General features: G+C 68.7%; 21 protein-coding genes. 7 read left to right on the top strand and 14 right to left on the bottom strand.

Annotated features, from left to right (window positions below; translation table 11 throughout):
* Nucleotides 1-80: 80 nt before the first annotated feature.
* The 4 genes from WT97_RS30300 to WT97_RS30315 form a co-directional block, all read right to left on the bottom strand.
* A complete protein-coding gene (locus WT97_RS30300) occupies nucleotides 81-521 on the bottom strand; it encodes a biopolymer transporter ExbD (protein WP_060035957.1) in 441 nt (146 codons plus the stop codon).
* A 24-nt stretch (nucleotides 522-545) separates the two neighbouring features.
* On the bottom strand, nucleotides 546-1,214 hold the full coding sequence (locus tag WT97_RS30305; RefSeq protein WP_059791861.1) for a MotA/TolQ/ExbB proton channel family protein: 669 nt from the start codon (nucleotides 1,212-1,214) through the stop codon (nucleotides 546-548).
* Nucleotides 1,215-1,232: 18 nt separating this feature from the next.
* Entirely contained in the window at nucleotides 1,233-2,030 is a 798-nt protein-coding gene (gene dapB / locus WT97_RS30310) for a 4-hydroxy-tetrahydrodipicolinate reductase (protein WP_034206397.1), read from the bottom strand.
* A gap of 65 nt (nucleotides 2,031-2,095) precedes the next feature.
* Nucleotides 2,096-2,890 carry an outer membrane protein assembly factor BamE gene (locus WT97_RS30315; RefSeq protein WP_059500970.1) on the bottom strand — a complete coding sequence of 265 codons (795 nt, stop codon included), beginning with the start codon at nucleotides 2,888-2,890 and terminating at the stop codon, nucleotides 2,096-2,098.
* A 141-nt stretch (nucleotides 2,891-3,031) separates the two neighbouring features.
* On the opposite strand from WT97_RS30315, the gene fur reads away from it, so the two are divergent.
* Nucleotides 3,032-3,460, top strand: a complete 429-nt coding sequence (gene fur / locus WT97_RS30320; protein ID WP_006753314.1) for a ferric iron uptake transcriptional regulator — start codon at nucleotides 3,032-3,034, stop codon at nucleotides 3,458-3,460.
* A 94-nt stretch (nucleotides 3,461-3,554) separates the two neighbouring features.
* Here the strand turns inward: fur and WT97_RS30325 are convergent, their stop codons facing one another.
* The 3 genes from WT97_RS30325 to WT97_RS30335 form a co-directional block, all read right to left on the bottom strand.
* On the bottom strand, nucleotides 3,555-4,088 hold the full coding sequence (locus WT97_RS30325; protein ID WP_059501112.1) for an ureidoglycolate lyase: 534 nt from the start codon (nucleotides 4,086-4,088) through the stop codon (nucleotides 3,555-3,557).
* Nucleotides 4,089-4,102: 14 nt separating this feature from the next.
* Complete coding sequence (gene alc, locus WT97_RS30330; protein ID WP_059500969.1) at nucleotides 4,103-5,110, bottom strand: allantoicase; 1,008 nt, start codon at nucleotides 5,108-5,110, stop codon at nucleotides 4,103-4,105.
* Nucleotides 5,111-5,214: 104 nt separating this feature from the next.
* Nucleotides 5,215-6,534, bottom strand: a complete 1,320-nt coding sequence (locus WT97_RS30335; RefSeq protein ID WP_059500968.1) for a C4-dicarboxylate transporter DctA — start codon at nucleotides 6,532-6,534, stop codon at nucleotides 5,215-5,217.
* A 211-nt stretch (nucleotides 6,535-6,745) separates the two neighbouring features.
* Here WT97_RS30335 and WT97_RS30340 point away from each other — a divergent pair, with 211 nt between their 5' ends.
* Nucleotides 6,746-7,468, top strand: coding sequence for a FadR/GntR family transcriptional regulator (locus WT97_RS30340; protein ID WP_179949818.1), 723 nt, complete (start codon nucleotides 6,746-6,748; stop codon nucleotides 7,466-7,468).
* Between the two features lie 47 nt (nucleotides 7,469-7,515).
* On the opposite strand, the gene cynR is transcribed toward WT97_RS30340, so the two are convergent.
* Nucleotides 7,516-8,406, bottom strand: a complete 891-nt coding sequence (cynR, locus tag WT97_RS30345; RefSeq protein WP_059500966.1) for a transcriptional regulator CynR — start codon at nucleotides 8,404-8,406, stop codon at nucleotides 7,516-7,518.
* A gap of 312 nt (nucleotides 8,407-8,718) precedes the next feature.
* On the opposite strand from cynR, the gene WT97_RS30350 reads away from it, so the two are divergent.
* Complete coding sequence (locus tag WT97_RS30350; protein WP_060354963.1) at nucleotides 8,719-9,918, top strand: MFS transporter; 1,200 nt, start codon at nucleotides 8,719-8,721, stop codon at nucleotides 9,916-9,918.
* A gap of 117 nt (nucleotides 9,919-10,035) precedes the next feature.
* Here WT97_RS30350 and WT97_RS30355 read toward each other — a convergent pair whose 3' ends face one another.
* Together WT97_RS30355 and WT97_RS30360 are read right to left on the bottom strand one after the other, a co-directional pair.
* Complete coding sequence (locus tag WT97_RS30355) at nucleotides 10,036-11,094, bottom strand: L-idonate 5-dehydrogenase (RefSeq protein WP_060354968.1); 1,059 nt, start codon at nucleotides 11,092-11,094, stop codon at nucleotides 10,036-10,038.
* A 13-nt stretch (nucleotides 11,095-11,107) separates the two neighbouring features.
* Nucleotides 11,108-11,881 carry an SDR family NAD(P)-dependent oxidoreductase gene (locus tag WT97_RS30360; protein WP_059500964.1) on the bottom strand — a complete coding sequence of 258 codons (774 nt, stop codon included), beginning with the start codon at nucleotides 11,879-11,881 and terminating at the stop codon, nucleotides 11,108-11,110.
* Nucleotides 11,882-12,032: 151 nt separating this feature from the next.
* On the opposite strand from WT97_RS30360, the gene WT97_RS30365 reads away from it, so the two are divergent.
* Nucleotides 12,033-12,923, top strand: a complete 891-nt coding sequence (locus tag WT97_RS30365; protein WP_059500963.1) for a LysR family transcriptional regulator — start codon at nucleotides 12,033-12,035, stop codon at nucleotides 12,921-12,923.
* A 76-nt stretch (nucleotides 12,924-12,999) separates the two neighbouring features.
* On the opposite strand, the gene gap is transcribed toward WT97_RS30365, so the two are convergent.
* Both gap and tkt read right to left on the bottom strand, forming a co-directional pair.
* The gene (gap, locus tag WT97_RS30370; protein ID WP_059500962.1) at nucleotides 13,000-14,010 is read right to left on the bottom strand and encodes a type I glyceraldehyde-3-phosphate dehydrogenase; all 1,011 of its coding nucleotides are present in this window, start codon (nucleotides 14,008-14,010) and stop codon (nucleotides 13,000-13,002) included.
* 87 nt (nucleotides 14,011-14,097) lie between these two features.
* Nucleotides 14,098-16,170 (bottom strand): transketolase, encoded by a 2,073-nt coding sequence (gene tkt, locus WT97_RS30375; RefSeq protein WP_059500961.1) that lies wholly within the window; start codon nucleotides 16,168-16,170, stop codon nucleotides 14,098-14,100.
* Between the two features lie 211 nt (nucleotides 16,171-16,381).
* On the opposite strand from tkt, the gene speE reads away from it, so the two are divergent.
* The 3 genes from speE (at nucleotide 16,382) to WT97_RS30390 (ending at nucleotide 18,591) form a co-directional block, all read left to right on the top strand.
* Entirely contained in the window at nucleotides 16,382-17,239 is an 858-nt protein-coding gene (gene speE, locus WT97_RS30380; protein WP_034206387.1) for a polyamine aminopropyltransferase, read from the top strand.
* Nucleotides 17,240-17,389: 150 nt separating this feature from the next.
* Nucleotides 17,390-17,806 carry a glyoxalase/bleomycin resistance/extradiol dioxygenase family protein gene (locus tag WT97_RS30385; RefSeq protein WP_060354964.1) on the top strand — a complete coding sequence of 139 codons (417 nt, stop codon included), beginning with the start codon at nucleotides 17,390-17,392 and terminating at the stop codon, nucleotides 17,804-17,806.
* Nucleotides 17,807-17,823: 17 nt separating this feature from the next.
* Nucleotides 17,824-18,591, top strand: coding sequence for a 16S rRNA (uracil(1498)-N(3))-methyltransferase (locus WT97_RS30390; protein ID WP_060035964.1), 768 nt, complete (start codon nucleotides 17,824-17,826; stop codon nucleotides 18,589-18,591).
* A 6-nt stretch (nucleotides 18,592-18,597) separates the two neighbouring features.
* Here the strand turns inward: WT97_RS30390 and WT97_RS30395 are convergent, their stop codons facing one another.
* Nucleotides 18,598-19,410, bottom strand: coding sequence for a hypothetical protein (locus tag WT97_RS30395; protein ID WP_059500959.1), 813 nt, complete (start codon nucleotides 19,408-19,410; stop codon nucleotides 18,598-18,600).
* Between the two features lie 65 nt (nucleotides 19,411-19,475).
* Nucleotides 19,476-20,430, bottom strand: a 955-nt coding sequence (locus WT97_RS30400) for a hypothetical protein (RefSeq protein WP_257128577.1), incomplete at its 5' end; no start/stop codon positions are given.

Below are 20,430 nucleotides of genomic sequence, written 5' to 3' on the forward strand. Positions count from 1 at the left end.
CCGGGAAAAACGTCGATTATACCGCCCGTGCGGGCCCGCACGGCCGGTCTCGCGGGCCGGCGGCCCGCAACGACGACGGATCAGGGCTTCGCGCCGGCGGCGCCGGCCGGCGGCACGTCGGTCACGAAGCCGATCCGCGTGAGGCCCGCGGCCTGCGCGGCGCCCATCACCTGCGCGATCACGTCGTAGCGCGTCGCGCGCGACGCGCGCAGCCGCAGTTCGGGCGGCGCGGCGCCCGCGGCGGCGGCCCGCAAGCGCGCGGGCAGCGCGTCGAGCGCGACGGGCGCGTCGTCCCAGTAGAGCTTGCCCGCGTCGTCGATCGACAGCGTGACGGATTGCGGCGTGTCGCGCGCGACGCCGGCCGCGACCTTCGGCAGGTCGAGCCGGATCGCGTGCGTCATCAGCGGCGCGGTGATGATGAAGATGACGAGCAGCACGAGCATCACGTCGATCAGCGGCGTCATGTTGATTTCCGCCATCGGCGCGGACGTCTTGTGGTGCTCGAGCCCGCCGAATGCCATGATCGTTCCTCCGGAGCCGGCGCGTCAGGCGCCCTGTGCGCACACGAATACGTGCAGATCGCGCGCGAAGCCGTCGAGTTCCTCGGCGAGCTGCCGGACGAGCCGGCCGAGGATGTTGTACGCGAGCACCGCGGGAATCGCGACGACCAGCCCGAACGCGGTCATGATCAGCGCCTCGCCGACCGGCCCCGCGACGTTCTCGATCTGCGCCTGCCCGCTCGCGGCGATGCTGCCGAGCGCGTGATAGATACCCCACACGGTGCCGAGCAGGCCCACGAACGGCGCGGTGCTGCCGATCGACGCGAGCAGCACCTGGCCGAATTCGAGGCGCCGCTGCGAGCGCAGCATCGCATGACGCAACGCGCGCAGCACGCGCTCGCCGCGCTCGACGCGCGCGGCCAGCGCGGTGGGATCGTGGTCGCCGGCCGCGTCGCGCGCGGCTTCGGCGAGCGGCACGAACACGCGCTCGCGATCGGCGCCGGCGAGCGCGGCGATCCCCGCGTCGAGCGACGGCGCGCGCCAGAACGCGGCGAGCGCGCGCGGCCCCTGCCGCTTCGCGCGGACCAGTAGCCAGGCTTTCATGAGGAGGAAGCACCAGCTGGCGACGGACATCGCCAGCAGCACATAGGAGACGGCGTGCGTGATCGCATCGCCGCTTTCGAGGTAGTGGACAACGCCGGTGGGAATCGCCATCGGAGTTTCCTCGCGGGGTCAGCGCAGGCCGAGCACGTCCTGCATGTCGAACAGGCCGGCGCCGCGCGCCGACAGGAACCGGACCGCGCGCAGCGCGCCCTGCGCGTACGACACGCGGCTCGACGATTTGTGCGTGATCTCGATGCGCTCGCCGATCCCGGCGAACAGCACGGTGTGGTCGCCGACGATGTCGCCGCCGCGCACCGCGGCAAAGCCGATCGACGACGGATCGCGCTCGCCCGTCACGCCGTGGCGGCCGTACACCGCGCAGTCGTCGAGCGAGCGGCCGAGCGCGCCGGCCACGGCCTCGCCCATCATCAGCGCGGTGCCCGACGGCGCGTCGACCTTGTGACGGTGATGCGCCTCGATGATCTCGATGTCGTAGCCGTGCGAGAAATGCTTCGCCGCGAATTCGAGCAGCTTCAGCGTGACGTTCACGCCGACGCTCATGTTCGCCGCGAACACGATGCCGAGCTTGGCCGCAGCGGCCTGAAGTTCGGCCTTCTGCTCGGCGGTGAAGCCGGTCGTGCCGATCACGAGCTTCACGTCGTGGCGCAGTGCGGCCTCGATGTGGGCCATCGTGCCTTCCGGCCGCGTGAAATCGATCAGGTAGTCGGCCTGCGCGAACACGGCGTCGAGGTCGTCGGTCAGCTTGACGCCGGTGTCCTTGCCGAGGAACGCACCGGCGTCCTGGCCGAGGAACGGCGAACCGGCGCGGTCGAGCGCGCCGACGAGCTGCGCGTCGGCGTCGTTGAGAACGGCTTCGATCAGCATCCGGCCCATTCGGCCCGATGCGCCGGCAATCGCAATCTTCATGGCTTTCTACACGACAGGTCTAAAGGCGGGCGGCGCATGCCGCCCCGTTTCCGCACGCCGGCCGCTTACTGGGCCGGTGCGGTGAGCGGCTGGTTCTGCAGGTTGTCCGAGCCTTGCGGGCCGACCGGCGGCGACGCCTCGTTCGACACGTTCGGCTGCGGCGGACGATGGAACTGGAACTGCGGCTGGATCGCCGGCGCAGCGCCCGGCGGCTGGCCGCCCGGCACCGGCGCGCCGCCCGAGGCCTGCGCGGCCGGCGTGAACCGGCGCGAACCCGAACCCTGACCCGACACCTGGTTGGTCGCGCGGTTCGCCGCGCGCGCCGCTTGGGCGTTCGCATCCTGGTCGACCGCCGCGCCGGACGCCGGCACCGTGGCCGGGCTCGCGGCAGCGGCAGCCTCCGCGGCGCTCGCGGCGGCGGCTTCGGAAGCCTTCTTCGCCGCGGCAGCGGCCTTCGCCTTCTTGCCGCCGCGGTCGCCGTCGATGTCGGCCAGCAGGTCGAGCTCGGACGGCAGGTTGTCGGCGCCGGTCCAGCTCGCCACGCGATCGCCCGAGAAATTGACCACGAGGTCGCGCTGCTGGACGATCGACGTCGAGCCGCGCTTGAAGTAGAAAAGGTAATCCCAGCGATCCGCGTGGAACATGTCCGCCAGCAGCGGCGTGCCGAGCAGCGCGCGGACCTGCTCGCGCGTCATCCCGACCTGCAACTGTGCGGCCTTCTCCTGCGACACGAAGTTGCCTTGCACGACGGTGATCCGATACGGCGTGATGCTCTGCGCAATGCGCTGCGTCACGCTGTCGTACGACGAACAACCCGCCAGCGCGACAACGGCGGCGGCAGCGATGATGGCACTTCGCATGCGACTCCTCTGAAAGTGCGAAAGCGATTCTGGGATCATTTCCTTCACCGTGCTGGCCCGCGTGCAGGCCGCGCGTATATCTGGAACGGCGAAAAGCCGGTAACATTGAAGCCCTGCATTGTACTCTAGGGATGCCTAGCCATGACCAATCCGACGGATCTCAAGAATATCGGGCTAAAGGCCACCCTACCGCGCCTCAAGATTCTCGAGATCTTCCAGCAGAGCCCCGTGCGCCACCTGACGGCCGAAGACGTCTACCGCAACCTGCTCAACGAGCAGCTCGACATCGGGCTCGCCACCGTCTACCGCGTGCTCACGCAGTTCGAGCAGGCCGGCCTGCTCACGCGCAGCAACTTCGAATCCGGCAAGGCGGTGTTCGAGCTGAACGAAGGTTCGCACCACGACCACCTCGTGTGCCTCGATTGCGGCCGCGTCGAGGAATTCTTCGACGCCGAGATCGAGAGCCGCCAGCAGGCGATCGCGAAGGAGCGCGGCTTCCGGCTCCAGGAGCATTCGCTCGCGATGTACGGCTCGTGCACGACCGAGAACTGCCCGCACCGCAAGCACTGACTCGCGCCACCGGCGCACGCAGCACGGCCCGGCCGGCATCTCGCCGCCCGGGCCGTCTGCTTTTTTGGGCGAGCGTGCCGCGCGCCCGGGATGCTTACGAAAGCCCTTCGACGCCCGCGCAGGCCGACTCGAAATCGAGCGCCCACGCACGTTCCAGCGGAATCTCGTCGCAGTTCGGCTGCGGGCCGCCGCGATCGACGATCACGAAATCGCTGACCGCGTCGAGCGCGAGCAGCGGATGGTGCCAGACGCCCTTCGCATAATTGACGCCCTGCCAGCCTTCGGCCAGGAATGCGCGCATCGCGTCGGGCCGGAATTCGCCGGCCGGCGCGACGACGATCGCGTAGCGCGACACCGCCGCGAGCGGGATGAACGCCTGGCTGCCGTGCGGGTGACGCTCCATCAGCGTGACCGCGACCGGCAGCGCACGCGGCTGCGCGCGAAACACGCTGACGAGCGGCCGGCCGCCGTCCGCGCACACGTCGATCGTCGCGAGATCGTGAAAGCGCTCGGTCGTGCCGCCGTTGATCGGGAAATGCCGCGCGCCTTCGAGCGCGATCACGTCGCCGAACGGCGCGAACGCTTCGCGGGTCAGGCGCTCGACGCGCAGAGTGGGAGTTCCGCTCATGCCGCCGCCCTCCTTCAAGCCGGCTCGCCCCACAGACGCAGGCGCGACACGCCGCCGTCCGGGAAGATGTTGAACCGCACGTGCGTGACGGGGCCGAGCGCCGCGAGCGAGTCGAACGTGTGCACGTGATCCATCTGCAGCTTCTGCTCGCCGAGCAGTTCGGCCCAGAACATCGCCTGCGTGACGAGCGAATCGTCGGTGCCGCCCGTCACGTGCGCGGCCTGCAGCGAGCAACGATCGGGGAAATTGCCCTTGAAGAACGCCGTATCGACCTCGACGCGCCGGATGACGCCCGGCCGCGCGAGCGCGACGATCGCCCAGTCGTTGCCGGGCTCGCGGCGGCGCCGCGTTTCCCACCCGTCGCCCATGTTCGCGCCACGCCCCGGCATCAGCATCTGCGACGCCGGCCCGAAATGCTGGTTGTTCGCGGCCACCAGGTAGCCGCCGTTCTCGATCGCCGCGAGATCGACGAGCTCGCCGGCCGGCACGTGGCGCCAGTCGCGCTGCGGCTGGCCGTACACGCGCAGCCGCGCGAGCCCGCCGTCCGGATACAGGTTCACGCGCAGATGCGTGACCGGCCGCGCATCGTCGACGCTCACGTAGTGATGCGCATTGCCCTGCAGCGTCGTCGCGGGAACGATCGTGCGCCATTCAGCGTCGTCCGGCGGCGTGTCGCCGTCCACCGCGCAGGCCTCGATCGACGCGGCCGGCGGAAAGTTGCCGGTGAAGTGGCTCGTATCGAGATCGACGCCGTGGATCACGCCCGGCCGCGCGAGCCGGACCACGCAGAAGTCGTGGCCGGTCGTACGCTTGCGGCGGGTTTCCCAGCCGTCCATCCACTTGCCGTGGTCGTCGTACTTGCCGGGAATGAAGACGGCCGGCTCGGGATCGAGCATGCGCTCCTTCGGCGCGAAGAATTCGTCGCTGGCGAAAAGCGCCTGCGCGCCCAGGCGCGGGTCGGCGAGGTTCATGTAGCGCCGCGTGAAAGCCGGCGCATTCGGATCGAGGATGGGGGCTGCCATGTCGTCTCCATTTTTTTGACAAGCGCCGGCGCGTCGGCGCGCCGGTCGCATGAAGTGCGCTCGCGCGGTGCGGCCAGGGAAGCCGCGCCGCGCGAGCGGCGTGTTCAGAGCGCGTGAGCCTGGTCGCCGGCGACCGGTGCGGCGCTGCCCGGCGCATCGGCCACGTAGCGCAGCTCGCGGTTCAGCACGCGCTGTGCGCGGGCGCGGTCGATGTCGTTCTCCCACACGGCGACCACCACCGTCGCGACGCAGTTGCCGATCAGGTTGGTCAACGCGCGGGCGATGCCGACGAACCAGTCGACCGGCAGGATCAGCACGAGGCCGAGCACCGGAATCGCGGGAATCGCCGACAGCGTCGCCGCGAGAATCACGATCGCCGAGCCGGGGATGCCGTGCGCGCCCTTCGACGTGACGAGCGACACGAGCAGCACGACGATCAGGTCGTGCGTGGATAGCGGCGTGTTGGTGGCCTGCGCGATGAACAGCACCGCGAGCGTCAGGTAGATCGAGAAGCCGTCGAGGTTGAACGAATAGCCGGTCGGAATCACGAGGCCGACGGTCGAATCCTTGATGCCCATGTATTCGAGCTTGCTCATCACCTGCGGCAGCACCGCGTCCGACGACGCCGTGCCGAGCACGATCGACAGTTCCTCGCGCAGATAGCGGATCAGCTTGAACACGGAGAAGCCCGCGAGCCGCATCACCGCGCCGAGCACGACCGTGACGAACACGAAGCAGCTCAGGTAGAACACCGCGACCAGGTAGCCGAGCTGCTTGAGCGACGCGACGCCGTACTTGCCGGTCGTGAACGCGATCGCGCCGAGCACGCCGAGCGGCGCGAGCTTGATGATGAAGCCGATGATCCGGAAGAACACGTGCGACAGCTCCTCGATCAGCGAATTGACGCGCTGCGCCTTGTCGCCGAGCAGCGACAGCGCGGAGCCGAACAGCACCGCGAACACGAGGATCTGCAGGATGTCGCCCTTCGCGAACGCGTCGATCGCCGTCTCGGGGATGATCTTCATCAGGTAGCCGGCCGTGTCCTTCAGGCTTTCGGCGTTCTTCGCGTACGTCGACAGCGACGCCGCGTCGAGCGAGCGCAGGTCGATGTTCATCCCGACGCCGGGGCGCGTGACCCACGCGAGGACGAGCCCGATGCCGAGCGCGAGCGTCGTCATCACCTCGAAGTAGACGACCGCCTTCAGGCCGACCCGGCCGACCTTCTTCAGGTCGCCCGCATTGGCCATGCCGCTGACCACGACGCAGAACACGATCGGGCCGATGACCATCTTGATGAGCTTCAGGAAGCCGTCGCCGAGCGGACGCAGCGACTCGGCGAAGTGCGGGAAGAACGCACCGAGCGCCACCCCCAGGATTAATGCGACGACTACCCGGCCAAACAGCGAATTGAGGAATTTCGACACGGCGCTCTCCCGATCCAACGGTTGCAGTTTCGTCTGTTCATACTGGTAAGACCAGTGATGTTATGGGGGATAGTAGGAAGCCGATATAGTGGCGTCAAGGACAAACAAAATAGGGATTTCCCGCCCCCGCGCACGGGTTTGCGGCGCCCCGGAAAGGGGCGGATCGTGGCTTTCCCGTAGGCGGTCGTGCACCACTCGCGGGCGGATTACAATGCCGGTCAGACCGGCCATCGTTCACACCATGAAAAATGTTCCGCATACCGTGACCGACACCGCCATCGCGACGATCCGCGACCGGATCGAGACAGGCGTGTACCCGGTCGGCAGCCTGCTGCCGGCCCAGCGCCAGCTCTCCGAGGAGTTGGAAATCAGCCGCGCATCGCTGCGCGAGGCGCTGTCGACGCTCGAGGCGCTCGGGATGCTGCGCATCCGCGCGGGCAAGGGCGTGTACGTCGAAAGCGCGCAGGCGTCGCCCGCGCATCCGTGGCAATTCGCCGAGCAGTCGTCGCCGCCCGACACCTACCAGATGCGCTATGCGCTCGAAGGCTTCGCCGCGCGGATGGCCGCGCGCGTGGTCAGCGACGCCGACATCGCATGGTTCGAGGACAACCTCGCCGACCTGCACGTCGCGCTGACGGAGAACGCACTCGAAGAAGCCTCGCGGCTCGACTTCGACTTCCACATGCGGATCATCCATCTGGCCGGCAACGCGGCGATCGAATCCATCCTGCGCAGCAGCGCGGACATCATGAAGGAAAGCCAGCGCATGCCGTTCTACCGCCGCGAACTGCTGCTGTCGACCTGGCACGAGCACCGTGCGATCGTCGACGCGCTGATCGCGCGCGATGCGGCCGCCGCCGGCATCGCGATCGAAACGCACATCGCGAACGCCGCACAGCGCGCGGGCGTATTCTTCCCGACGCCCAGCACGTAATCCCCCCCGCGCCGCCGTCTACCCGTCCGGCCGGCCGGCCGCGCCGGTCACCGTTCCGACGAATCGCGATAGGCGAGCACGCGCTCGATGAATGCGCGCGCCGCGACGCTGCGGTACGCGCCCTTGCGCGTGAGCAGCGCGGCCGTGCGCGTCGGCAGCGGCGGATCGATCTCCAGTGCGCACAGGTCGCCGCTCTCGCGCGCGACCGCGTCGGGCAGCACCGTCGCGAGCCGGCCGCACCGTACGAGTTCCAGCACCGCGCTGACCGTATTCGTCTCGATCGCGATCGACGGCCGCGCGCCGTGCTCGACGAAATACCGGTCGATGTGCTCGCGCGTCGCGAACGCACGGCTCAGCAGCACCAGCGGCTCGCCGCCGAGCTCAGCCGGCGTCAGCGCGCGGCGGCGGCGCGCGAGGCGGTGCGTGCGCCCCGTCACCAGCGCGAGCGGCTCGTCCCACAGCGGCAGTGCGTCGATGTCCGGCGCGCGCGGCGGCATGAACGCGAAGCCGGCGTCGAGCCGGTCGTCGGCGAGCAGCGCCTCGATGCGCGCCTGCGGCATCGCGTCGATCGTCAGCGCGACGTTCGGATGGTCGGCATGGAATGCGTCGATCAGCGAGCCGCTCAGGTAAGCCGCGAACGTCGGCATCATCGCGAGCCGCAGCGAGCCGCTGCCGAGATCGGCGACGTCGTGCAGCGCGCGCTGCCCGGTATCGAGCGCGTGCAGTGCGGCGCGCGCATGCCGCGCATAGACCTCGCCGAATTCGGTGAGCTGCACCGTGCGGCCCGAGCGGTCGAACAACTGCACGCCGAGCGTTTCCTCGAGCTGGCGGACCTGCTGCGACAGCGTCGGCTGCGACACGTGCAGCGCATCGGCCGCGCGCGTGAAACTGCGCTGCTCGGCGACGGCCAGGAAATAGCGGATGTGGCGGAGAAGCATCGCAACCAACGCATTGGTTTTGCCAATAGAGACCATAACGATCCAGTCTTGGACGCTATGGGTCGATACCCGCATCATACGCACATCCGCTTCCGTGCAGCGCCGCTGTCGCCGCACGGAAGCGGCACGCCCGGGCCCGCCCTGCTTCCGCCCGCCGCACGGCGATCCGCCGCCCGCCCGATCCGGGCTCGGCCGCGGTCCGCCCGGCGCGCTTCGGCTCACCGCCGATCCGTCGACGCCGGCCCCCGATTTCCTTCACCCCGCGCAACCGACGGCCCGTGCCGCCGGCCGGCGCCGCCGTTTTTCGCGATCATGGAACCGCATCACGACGACCACCCTCCCCTCACCCGCGGCATGACGCTGCTGTTCGCGTGCGCGTGCGGCATCGTCATCGGCAACATCTACTACGCGCAGCCGCTGCTCGCCGCGATCGCGCACAGCTTCGGGCGCACGCCGACCGAGCTCGGCTATCTCGTCACGCTGACGCAGCTCGGCTATGCGGCCAGCCTGCTGCTGATCGTCCCGCTCGGCGACGCGGTCAATCGCCATACGCTGATCGTGCGGCTGCTGATGCTCAACGTCGTCGCACTGATCGCGGTCGCGTCCAGCACGAACTTCACGATGTTCGTCGTCGCGAACGTCGCGGTCGGCTTCGTCACCTGTTCGACGCAGTTGCTCGTGCCGTTCGCGGCGTCGCTCGCCGATGCGCGCTCGCGCGGCCGCGCGGTCGGCACCGTGATGAGCGGGCTCCTGCTGGGTATCCTGCTCGCGCGCGTCGCGGCCGGCGCGATCGCCGACTGGCTCGGCTGGCGCGCGGTGTACGGCATCGCCGCCGCGATGGTGCTCGCGCTGACCGCCGTGCTCGCCGTGAAGCTGCCGAAGGACCGCCGCGACGTGCGCGTCGACTACGCGGCGCTGATGAAGTCGCTCGTCGCGCTGGTGCGCGCGCAGCCGCCGATCGTGCTGCGCTCGACCTACGGCGCGCTCGTGTTCGCGTGCTTCAGCCTGCTGTGGACAGGCCTCACGTTTTTGCTGAGCCAACCGCCGTACAGCTATTCGGAAGGGCAGATCGGCCTGTTCGGGATCGTCGGCGCGGTCGGCGCGCTCGCCGCGACGTCGGCAGGCCGGCTCGTCGATCGCGGTCATGGCAATGCGGCCACCGGCCTGTTCGCGGCGGCCGTGCTCGCGTCGTTCGCGCTGATCGCGACCGGCTCGCATTCGCTCGCGGCGCTGATCGCGGGCATCCTGCTGCTCGACGTCGGCGTGCAGGGCATGCACATCTCGAACCAGAGCGTGATCTATGCGCTCGCGGGCAACGCACGCAGCCGCGTGACGACGATCTACCTGACGAGCTATTTCATCGGCGGCGCGTTCGGGTCGTTCGCGGCGAGCGTCGCGTACGGCCTCGACGGCTGGCGCGGCGTGTGCATCGCGGGCGCCGCGCTGTCGGGTGCGCTGATCGCGCTGTGGCTCGCATCGCAACGTATCGGCACGCGACGGGTCACGCAGTGATGCGGCAGGCCGGCGATCCGTTTGCGCCGCACGACGAGAAAGGCACGCTGCGCGCATCGCGGGCGTGCCTTTTCACCAAGGATGCCGCAGCCGTCGCGACGCGCCGACGCCGCACCGTCACGCGGCCTCGTTCGCGAAATCGATCAGCACCTTCATCGCACGCTGGCGGTCGCCCGCCAGTTCGAACGCGAGGTTCGCATCGCGCATCGGGAACACGCGCGTGACGGCCGGCCGCAGGTCGACGCGCCCCGCGTTGATCAACTGCACCGCCAGCGCGAATTCCGCATGAAAGCGAAACGACCCGCAGATCGACAGCTCCTTCGCGACCACGACGTTCTGCGGCAAGCTCACGTCGCCGCCGAGCCCAAGCTGTACGACGACGCCGCGCGGACGCATCACGTCCAGTCCGTCGCGCAACGCGCGCGCATTGCCCGAACATTCGATCATCACGTCGAACGTGCCCTTGTCGGCGCTGTAGCGTTCGACCCAGCCGGCATCGGCCGCCGCGTTGATCGTGCGGTCCGCGCCGAGCGCGCGCGCCACGTCCAGCGGCGCGTCGACGACGTCGGTCGCGACGATCTCCGCCGCGCCGTGCACGCGCGCCGCCGCGACTGCCAGCATGCCGATCGGCCCGCAACCCGACACGAGCACGCGCTTGCCGATCAGCGCGCCCGCGCGCGACACCGCATGCAGCCCGACCGCGAACGGTTCGGCGAGCGCCGCGAGCGACAGCGGCACGTGATCGGCGACCTTCACGCACTGCACCGCGTCGCAAACGAGCGCGTTGCGGAACGCGCCCTGCATGTGCGGCATGCGCATCGCGCTGCCGTAGAAGCGCATGTCCAGGCACTGGTTCGGTAGCCCGTCGAGACAGTAGCGACATGCGCCGCACGGCCGGCTCGGATTGACCGCGACGCGATCGCCGACCTTCACCGACGTCACGTCCGGCGCCACTTCCGCGACCGTGCCGGCGACCTCGTGGCCGAGCACCATCGGCTGCTGCAGCCGGATCGCGCCGAAACCGCCATGCCGGAAGTAATGCAGATCGGAGCCGCAGATGCCGCCCATCGCGACGTCGACGCGCACCTGGCCCGGGCCGATCTCGCCCGCGTCCTGCTCCTCGACCCGCAGGTCGTTCGGCCCGTGGATCACGACACACATGCAACGCATACGCATGACACGCTCCTTGTCAGACGGCACTGGTCAGCCCGCCATCCACGAACAGCGTCTGGCCGTTCACGAAATCGGACGCGGCCGACGCGAGGAAGATCGCCGCGCCGCACAGCTCGTCGACCTGCCCCCAGCGGCCGGCCGGCGTGCGCTTGCACAGCCAGTCCGAAAACGCCGCGTCGTCGACCAGCGCGCGATTCAGTTCGGTTTCGAAATAGCCAGGCGCGAGGCCGTTGGCCTGGATGCCGTGACGTGCCCAGTCGGCGCACATCCCCTTGGTCAGCATCCGCACCGCACCCTTGGTCGCCGCATACGGCGCGATCGTCGGCCGCGCGAGCTCGCTCTGCACCGAACAGATGTTGATGATCTTCCCGCGGCCGCGCGCGATCATGTGCCGCGCGACGGCCTGCGCGACGTTGAACACGCCGTCGAGATTCACGCGCATCAGCGCATGCCAGTCGTCCGGGTCGAATGCGTCGAGCGGCGCGCGACGCTGGATGCCCGCGTTGTTCACGAGGATGTCGATCGCGCCGACGCGCGCCTCGACATCGTCGATCGCCATGCGTACCTGCGCGTGCTCGGTCACGTCGAACACCGCATGGTCGGCCGCGAAGCCTTCGTCGCGGAAACGGCGCGCGAGCGTCGCGGCCTTCTCTTCATTGCGATCATTGATGACGATCGCCGCGCCCGCTTCCGCGAGCCCGCGGGCAAGCGTCAGCCCGATCCCGCGGCCGGAACCGGTAATCAGCGCGCGGCGGCCGTCGAGGCGGAACCGGTCAAGCGCGTCAGTCATGGATGTCTCCTCGTACCCGTCGAGCCGGCTGCCCGTCGCGGCCGGTCTCGTGTGAACGGTATCTTCCGTCGCAACCGGGGCGCCGCGCCAATGGTCTTTCTTGATCCGGTTATCATGAAAACTGATTACCGTCCTTTCGTGCCCGCCGCCCATGGAACTCAAGCAATTGCGCGCCTTCGTCACGCTCGCGGAAGAGCTGCATTTCGGGCGCGCCGCGCAGCGCCTGTGCATCGTGCAGCCCGCGCTGAGCATGCAGATCAAGGCGCTCGAGGCGGAACTCGGCGCACGCCTGTTCGAGCGCGACCGGCACAAGGTCGAGCTGAGCGACACGGGGCGCGTGTTCCTGCCCGAAGCGCGGGCGACGCTGCAGCAGGCCGCACGCGCGGAACAGATGGCGCGGCTGTCGAGCCGCGGCGAAATCGGCACGCTGCGAATCGCGTTCGTGTCGTCGGTATTGCCGGCGCTGCTGCCGGCCGTGCTGCGCGCGATGCGCGAGCGCTATCCGCTGATCGCGCTCGAGCTGAAGGACATGCCGACGCCCGACCAGATCGCCGCGCTGCGCGACCGGCGGATCGACTTCGGCATGATCCGGCTGCCGGCCGCGTATGCGGGCATCGATATCCGCGTGGTGCTCGAGGAAGGCTTCGTCGTCGCGCTGCCGCTCGGCCATCCGCTCGCCGCGCGCGATGCGATTTCGCCCGCCGCACTGCGCGGCCACCCCGCGTTCGTGCTCGCGCGCCGCTACGCGCCCGGCTTTCACGACGACATGCTGCTCGCGCTGAGCCGCGCGGGCACGACGCTCGAGATCGCCCAGGAGTTCGGGGAATTCACGACGATGCTCGCGCTCGTCGCGGCGGGAATGGGGATCGGGCTGATTCCGGCGGAAGCGGCCAGCGCGCTGCCGCCGAACGTGCTCGCGCGGCCGCTCGACCTGCCCGGTCATCGCAGCGGCATCGGTCTCGCGTGGACCGATCTCGACAGCCCGCTGAAGCGCGCGTTCGTCGCCGCGATCGAACACGCGACAGCGAACGGCGGACAATAAAAAACCCGGCCGGGAAACCCCGGCCGGGTTCGTCCGCCACGCCGGCCGCGTTGCGGCGGCTGCGCGACGTGCGGGATTACTTCGCGTTCGCGAATGCGACGGCCGTATCCAGCATGCGGTTCGAGAAACCCCACTCGTTGTCGTACCAGCTCGACACCTTCACGAGGCGGCCCGACACCTTGGTCAGCGTCGCATCGAACGTCGACGAAGCCGGGTTGTGGTTGAAGTCGATCGACACCAGCGGTGCGTCGTTGTAGCCGAGGATGCCCTTCAGCGCGCCTTCCGATGCTTCCTTCATGATCGCGTTGACTTCCTCGACCGTCGTGTCGCGCTTCGCGATGAACGACAGGTCGACGATCGACACGTTGATCGTCGGGACGCGGATCGCGTAGCCGTCGAGCTTGCCGTTCAGTTCCGGCAGCACGAGGCCGACGGCGGAAGCCGCGCCCGTCTTCGTCGGGATCTGGCTGTGCGTGGCCGAACGCGCGCGGCGCAGGTCTTCATGGTAGACGTCCGTCAGCACCTGGTCGTTCGTGTACGCGTGGATCGTCGTCATCAGGCCGGTTTCGAGGCCGATCTTGTCGTTCAGCGGCTTGACGAGCGGCGCGAGGCAGTTCGTCGTGCACGATGCGTTCGAGATGACCGTGTGCTCGGCCTTCAGCACGTCGTGGTTCACGCCGTAGACGATCGTCGCGTCGACGTCCTTGCCGCCCGGCGCCGAGATGATCACCTTCTTCGCGCCGCCCTTCAGGTGCGCGCTCGCCTTTTCCTTGGTCGTGAAGAAACCCGTGCACTCCATCACGACGTCGACGCCCAGCTCGCCCCACGGCAGTTCGGCCGGGTTGCGGTTCGCGAGCACGCGGATCTTGTCGCCGTTCACGACGAGGTAGTCGCCGTCGACCGACACTTCGCCCGGGAACTTGCCGTGTGCGGTGTCGTACTGGGTCAGGTGCGCGTTGGTCTTCGCATCGCCCAGGTCGTTGATCGCGACGATCTCGATATCGTGCTTCTTGCCGTTTTCATAAAACGCGCGCAGCGTGTTGCGGCCGATACGGCCGTAGCCGTTGATTGCGACGCGAATCGTCATGGTCTATCTCCTGATGGCTGAAAAAATTCGTTTCGTGCAGCTTCACGGTGCGACGCGCGCATCGGGCGGCGCGCGTCGCGTATGCTTTTAGGCCAGCACGGCCTTCGCCGTCTCGACGACGTGCTCGACGGTGAAGCCGAAGTACTTGAACAGCACGCCGGCCGGCGCCGATTCGCCGAACGTGTCGATCCCGACCACGCCGCCTTCGAGCCCGACGTACTTGTGCCAGAAGCTCGTCACGCCCGCTTCGATCGCGACGCGGCGCACGCCGTGCGGCAGCACGCGTTCGCGGTATTCGGCGTCCTGGCGGTCGAACACGTTGGTCGACGGCATCGACACGACGCGCGCCGCGATGCCCTGCTGCGCGAGCGGCTCGACGGCCTTCATCGCGAGTTCGACTTCCGAGCCCGTCGCGATCAGGATGATCTTGCGCGCGACGATCTCGTCGTCCCAGTCCTTCAGCACGTAACCGCCCTTCTCGATGTTGGCGATCTGCGCATCGGTACGCGGGTTGAACGCGAGGTTCTGGCGGCTGAAGATCAGGCTCGACGGACGATCCGCGGCGATCGCCTGGGTCCATGCGACGGCCGTCTCGACCGTGTCGGCCGGGCGCCAGACGTCGTGGTTCGGGATCAGGCGCAGGCTCGACACGTGCTCGATCGACTGGTGCGTCGGACCGTCTTCGCCGAGGCCGATCGAATCGTGCGTGAACACGAAGATCGACGGCACCTTCATCAGCGCGGCCACGCGCAGCGCGTTGCGGCTGTAGTCGGAGAACGTCAGGAACGTGCCGCCGAACGGCTTGTGGCCGCCGTGCAGCGCGAGGCCGTTGATCGCGGCGCTCATGCCGAATTCGCGCACGCCGTAGTTGATGTGGTTGCCGAGCCGCACGCCCGCGCCTTCCGGATTCGCGCGCACGGCCTTCGACGCCTTCCAGTTGGTCAGGTTCGAGCCGGTCAGGTCGGCCGAGCCGCCGAGCAGCTCGGGCAGCGCGGCGGCGAGGCCCTCGATCGCCTGCTGCGACGCCTTGCGGGTCGCGACCGTCTCGGCGCGCTCGTTCGCGCCGGCGATGATCGCGGCAGCCTTCTCGGCCCAGTCGGCCGGCAGCTTGTTGGCCATCCGGCGCTCGAATTCGGCCGCTTCCGCCGGGTACTTCGCGCGATAGGCCGCGAACGTCGCGTCCCATTCGGTCTCGGCGCGCTTGCCGGCTTCCTTCGCGTCCCATGCCGCATAGACTTCCTGCGGAATCACGAACGGCTCCCACTTCCAGCCGAGCGCTTCGCGCGTCTTCGCGATTTCTTCCGCGCCGAGCGCGGCGCCGTGCACGTCGTGGCCGCCGGCCTTGGTCGCCGCACCCTTGCCGATCACCGTCTTGCAGCAGATCAGCGTCGGCTTGTCCGACAGCTTCGCCTTCGCGATCGCCGCGTCGACCGCGTCGACGTCGTGGCCGTTCACGTTCGGGATCACGTTCCAGCCGTACGCTTCGAAACGCTTCGGCGTGTCGTCGTGGAACCAGTTCACGACGTCGCCGTCGATCGAGATGCCGTTGTCGTCGTACAGCGCGATCAGCTTGTTCAGCTTCAGCGTGCCGGCGAGCGAGCAGGCCTCGTGCGAGATGCCTTCCATCAGGCAGCCGTCGCCGAGGAACACGTACGTGTGGTGATCGACGATCTTCGCGCCGTCACGGTTGAACTCGTCGGCCATCAGCGCTTCGCCGAGCGCCATGCCGACCGCGTTCGCGAGACCCTGGCCGAGCGGGCCGGTGGTCGTCTCGACGCCCGGCGTGATCCCGTATTCCGGGTGGCCCGGCGTCTTCGAGTGCAGCTGGCGGAAGTTCTTCAGCTCTTCGATCGGCAGGTCGTAGCCGGTCAGGTGCAGCAGCGAGTACAGCAGCATCGAGCCATGGCCGTTCGACAGCACGAAACGATCGCGGTCGGCCCAGTGCGGGTTCGCCGGGTTGTGCTTCAGATGGCGCGACCAGAGCGCCACGCCGATTTCGGCCATGCCCATCGGCATGCCGGGGTGACCGGAGTTCGCTTGCTGGACGGCGTCCATCGCGAGCGCACGGATCGCGTTGGCCATCAGGGTGGTGGAGGCGGGAGACGAAGTCGTCATGTCGAGTCCGGAGAACGAGTCGAGGAAACGGGAGCACGGCGGCATCCGGAAGCTCGAGCGTCAATCGTTCCCGGCGCGCGGTGCGGCGCCTGACGGACGCGAAGCGGACGGAGCCAACGGACGGGGCTGCAAAGCTCGTCATTTTAACAGATGGGCCGACATTTCCCTTGTCGGCGCGTCGTGTTCCGGCACGGTTTTCCACCAAACCGGCCGCCGCCTATAATTCAGGCGTCGGAACTGCCCCAGCGGCCTGCCCGTGAGTACCACCCTTCTCTTTCACCCGACGCCCGACGCCACCTACGGCTTCCCGAATGCGCGGCGGCTCGCGCACGTCGCGTCCCCGCACCAGCAGATCGAAGTCTGGGACACCCCGCAGCTCGGCCGCCTGTTCACGCTCGACGGCCGGCCGATGACGTCGGTCGGCGACGAGTACGTCTATCACGAGTGCATGACGCACCCGGCCGCGCTCGCGCATCCGTCGCCGCGCAAGGCGCTCGTGCTCGGCGGCGGCGACGGCGGCGCCGCGCGGCAGTTGCTCAAGCACGCATGCATCGAACGGATCGTGATCGCCGAACTCGACGACGAGGTGGTCGGGATGGCGCGCCGCTATCTCGACGACGTGCACCAGGGCGCGCTCGACGACCCGCGTGTGGAAGTGGTGATCGGCGACGCCGCGCATTTCGTCGCGTCGACCGTCGAGCATTTCGATCTCGTGGTGTTCGACCTCACGCCGCCCGATTCGCCGGCGGCCGGCCTCTACACGCGGGCGTTCTACGCCCGACTCAAGCGGATCCTCACGCCGCGCGGCGCGATCTCGATGCATCTCGGCTCGCCGGTGTTCCACGCGACGCGCATCGCCGCGCTGCTCGACGACCTGCGCGCGAGTTTCGCGTTCGTCGATCCGTTGTCCGCCCATGTGCCGCTGTACGGCTCGCAGTGGCTGATGGCGATCGCGAGCGACACGCTCGACGCGGCCGCGCTGTTCGCGCACGACGTCGACGAACGGCTCGCTGCGCGCCGCGTGCAGGGATTGCGCTATTACGATGCACGACTTCACGCGGCCCTCTTTGCCCTGCCCCGCGCGCTGCGCGATACACTGGGCGTTCGCCGCTGAACGTCCGGACGGCCGCATCGCTCCGTTTTCCTTCGAGGCTTCGCATGGTTCGCCTGCGAAACGCGGAGCCGGAACGACCCGGATGCAGCGAACGCCATTCGACCGACCGCGCCGCAACGCACCGTTCGACCGCGAAAACAGGAGATTTTCATGACCGATCCACGTCCGGCCGACGTGCCTTGGTTGACGCCGCACCTGACCGTGCGCAACGTGCGCGCCGCCATCGATTTCTTCAAGGCCGCATTCGGCTTCGAGCTGCGCGACGTGCACGACGAGGACGGCGCGATCATGCACGTCGAGATGACCTATCGCGGCCAGTTGATCGTGATGTTCGCGCCCGAGGGCGCGTTCGGCTCGAAGGCCTTGACGCCGAAGCGCGCGAACGCCGTCGCGCCGCAATCGTTCTATCTGTATGTCGACGACGTCGACGCCACCTGGCAGCGCGCGCTCGACGCCGGCGCGAAATCGCTGAGCGAGCCGCAGGATCAGTTCTGGGGCGACCGGTTCGCGCAGATCGAGGATCTCGACGGCTACCGCTGGGCGCTCGGGTGCCGCCTCGACGCATGACCGACACCGCCACACGCATGAACGAAGCCACCACCACCGCGGCCGTGCCGCGCTTTTTCGTCGACGCGGCATTGCGCGCCGACACCACGCTCGCGCTGCCGGCCGAGGTCGCGCGCCACGCGCAGGTGCTGCGGCTGCAGCCCGGCGACGTGCTCGCGCTGTTCGACGGCACGGGCGGCCAATACCGCGCGCGGCTCGTCGAGATCGACAAGCGCAACGCAATCGCACAGATCGAGGCGTTCGAACCGGTCGAAGCCGAGCCGCCCTATCGCGTGACGCTCGCGCAAGGCATCGCCGGCGGCGACAAGATGGACTGGGTGATCGAGAAGGCCGTCGAGCTCGGCGTCGCGGCGGTCGTGCCGCTGTCGACCGCGCGCGGCGTCGTGAAGCTGTCCGGTGAACGGGCGGACAAGCGCGTCGCGCATTGGCGCGGCGTCGTGCGCGCGTCGTGCGAACAGTGCGGACGCAACCGTGTGCCGGACGTCGCGGCAGTACGCGGCTTCGGCGCATGGCTCGATACGCTGCCTGCCGCGCCGGGCGACGGCGAACTGCGGCTGCTGCTGTCGCCGCGCGCAAGCATTCCGTTTTCGTCGTTGCCTGATGCACCACCCGCGGCATCGGTCACGCTGCTGATCGGGCCCGAAGGCGGACTGTCGCCCGATGAGGAAAACGCGGCCCGTGCGCGCGGGTTCACCGCGCTGTCGCTCGGGCCGCGCGTGCTGCGCACGGAGACGGCCGGCGCGGCCGTGCTCGCGGCGCTGGCGGCGCGCTGGGGTGGGTGGTGAAGCGCGTCAGCGCGCCGCGTTGAACGGCTCGATGTCGATGACGCCGGAACCCTTGAGCGCCAGCGCAAGCGCATCGATGCTGGCCGGATCGAACGAGAAGGTCGTCGCGGTGACCCGCAACGGCGGCGTCGCCTGGATCGCCTCGATCAGTGGGCCGCGATAGCGCAGGTTCATCAGCATCGGCACGACCTGTGCGATACCGACCGGCCGGCCGCCGTGCTGCACCGTGGCGGCATCGACCGTATCGTTCCAGCCCTGGATGAAGCCGCCGGCGTCGATCCGCGTGTTCAGCTCGATCCAGCGCCGCTTCTTCTCGTCCGGGCTGTCGCCCGATGCGCGCAATGCGGCGGCTTCGCGGCCGACATCCGTATCGTGCTTCGCGCGCCACGCCATGTAGCCGAGCGCGAAGACCATGTTGTCCGGCAGGATGTCGTCGTCATGCACGACGTGGGACAGGCGTCGCGGCGCCTGACTGTCGACGAAGGCCGGCGTCAGGATCCAGACGCTCCCGTTGCGCAACGCGCCGGATGTCCTGCCGAGCGCGGGTTCGCCGCTGTCGACCGCGATGCGCGTCAGCAGCCCCGCATCGACCAGTTCGTTCAACTGGCCGGCCAACGCCGCCGACGCGTGAATCGCGCCGGCCACTGCCGCGTATTGGCCGGGCGTCGAGCGCGTGCGCAAATCGGCAAGCAGCCGCTCTACCGCCGGATACGCAGCCGGCGTCGACGCCGGTTCGGCCGCGACGGCATTCGCGGCCGCCGCGCCCCCCATCGAAACCACGGCTGCGGCAACCAGCAGCCCTCGCGTGAAAGCGTTCATCGTTGATGCCCCCGTTCGAATGTCCGGCGCGCCGGCGACGTGCACGACAGCCCGGACGCTGCCGATTACTTGCCGGCGTCGCCGTCCGCGTCCCGCATCTGGCTCATCAGCGCGTTGACGACCGGCCGCAGCACCTGAGCGGGGGAATCCATGATCCAGCCCTTGCCGTCCGCGCCATGCAGGTCGATCCGGCCCGTCATCGGCCGGCTCGTCTGCGCGTGGTCGAACACGGGTACCATGCCCTTCAGGAACGTCGCGAGGTATGCCGCGCGCGCGTTGTCGTCCTCCGAGCGCGGCTCGTCGACCTTCTCCCGCAGCGCCCGCAAGCCAGGCTCCACCTCGGCGACGCGGCACGCGAATTCGACCGTCGCGATCGATTCGCCTTCCACGGATTCGTTCGGTTTCCGCGTCGAGCCGGTGGCCTTGCACTCGGAACGCGCGAGTGCATGCTGAAACGACTCGATCGCCGCGGTGGCCGGCCCGCTCACCGTTGCGCGCACCGTCGCCGGCACCTTGTTCAGGATGGAGGCGACGATAGCCTCGCTCACCTTGTCGGCGAGCTTCGCAACTTCCGCCACGTCGAGCACACCCTTGCCGTCGAAGTGCGTGCGCGTTGCCTCGTTGAACTGCTCGGCCTTCGACGCGTCGCCATTGACGAATGCGCCGAGATACAGGTCGGCGGTTTGCTCGGGGGTCAGCAGCGCAGCCTGCGCGGCCGGCGGGATGCCGAACGACAGCGCGCACAGGGTCAGCGCGCATGCGAGCGGACGACGCGCACGCGTGCGCGCCGCAAATCGGGTAGCGGTCATGGGAAGACGGCCCTCTCTCGAATGATTGGTGTTGTGCGCCCGACGCGTCGTCCGCAGCCCGGGCCGACCGATTGTCGCGGAAAAAAGTGTGCGATGAAAGGCTTGTGTCGGGTCGCGTACCGCGCGCGACACGTGCAGATCGGGATAGGGGCGGTCAGAGAGTCTGACCGATCCCCTCCCACACCACCCGGCATGCGGGTCCGCACCGGGC

Source organism: Burkholderia sp. MSMB1459WGS, from assembly GCF_001534535.1.
Taxonomy (GTDB): Bacteria; Pseudomonadota; Gammaproteobacteria; order Burkholderiales; family Burkholderiaceae; genus Burkholderia.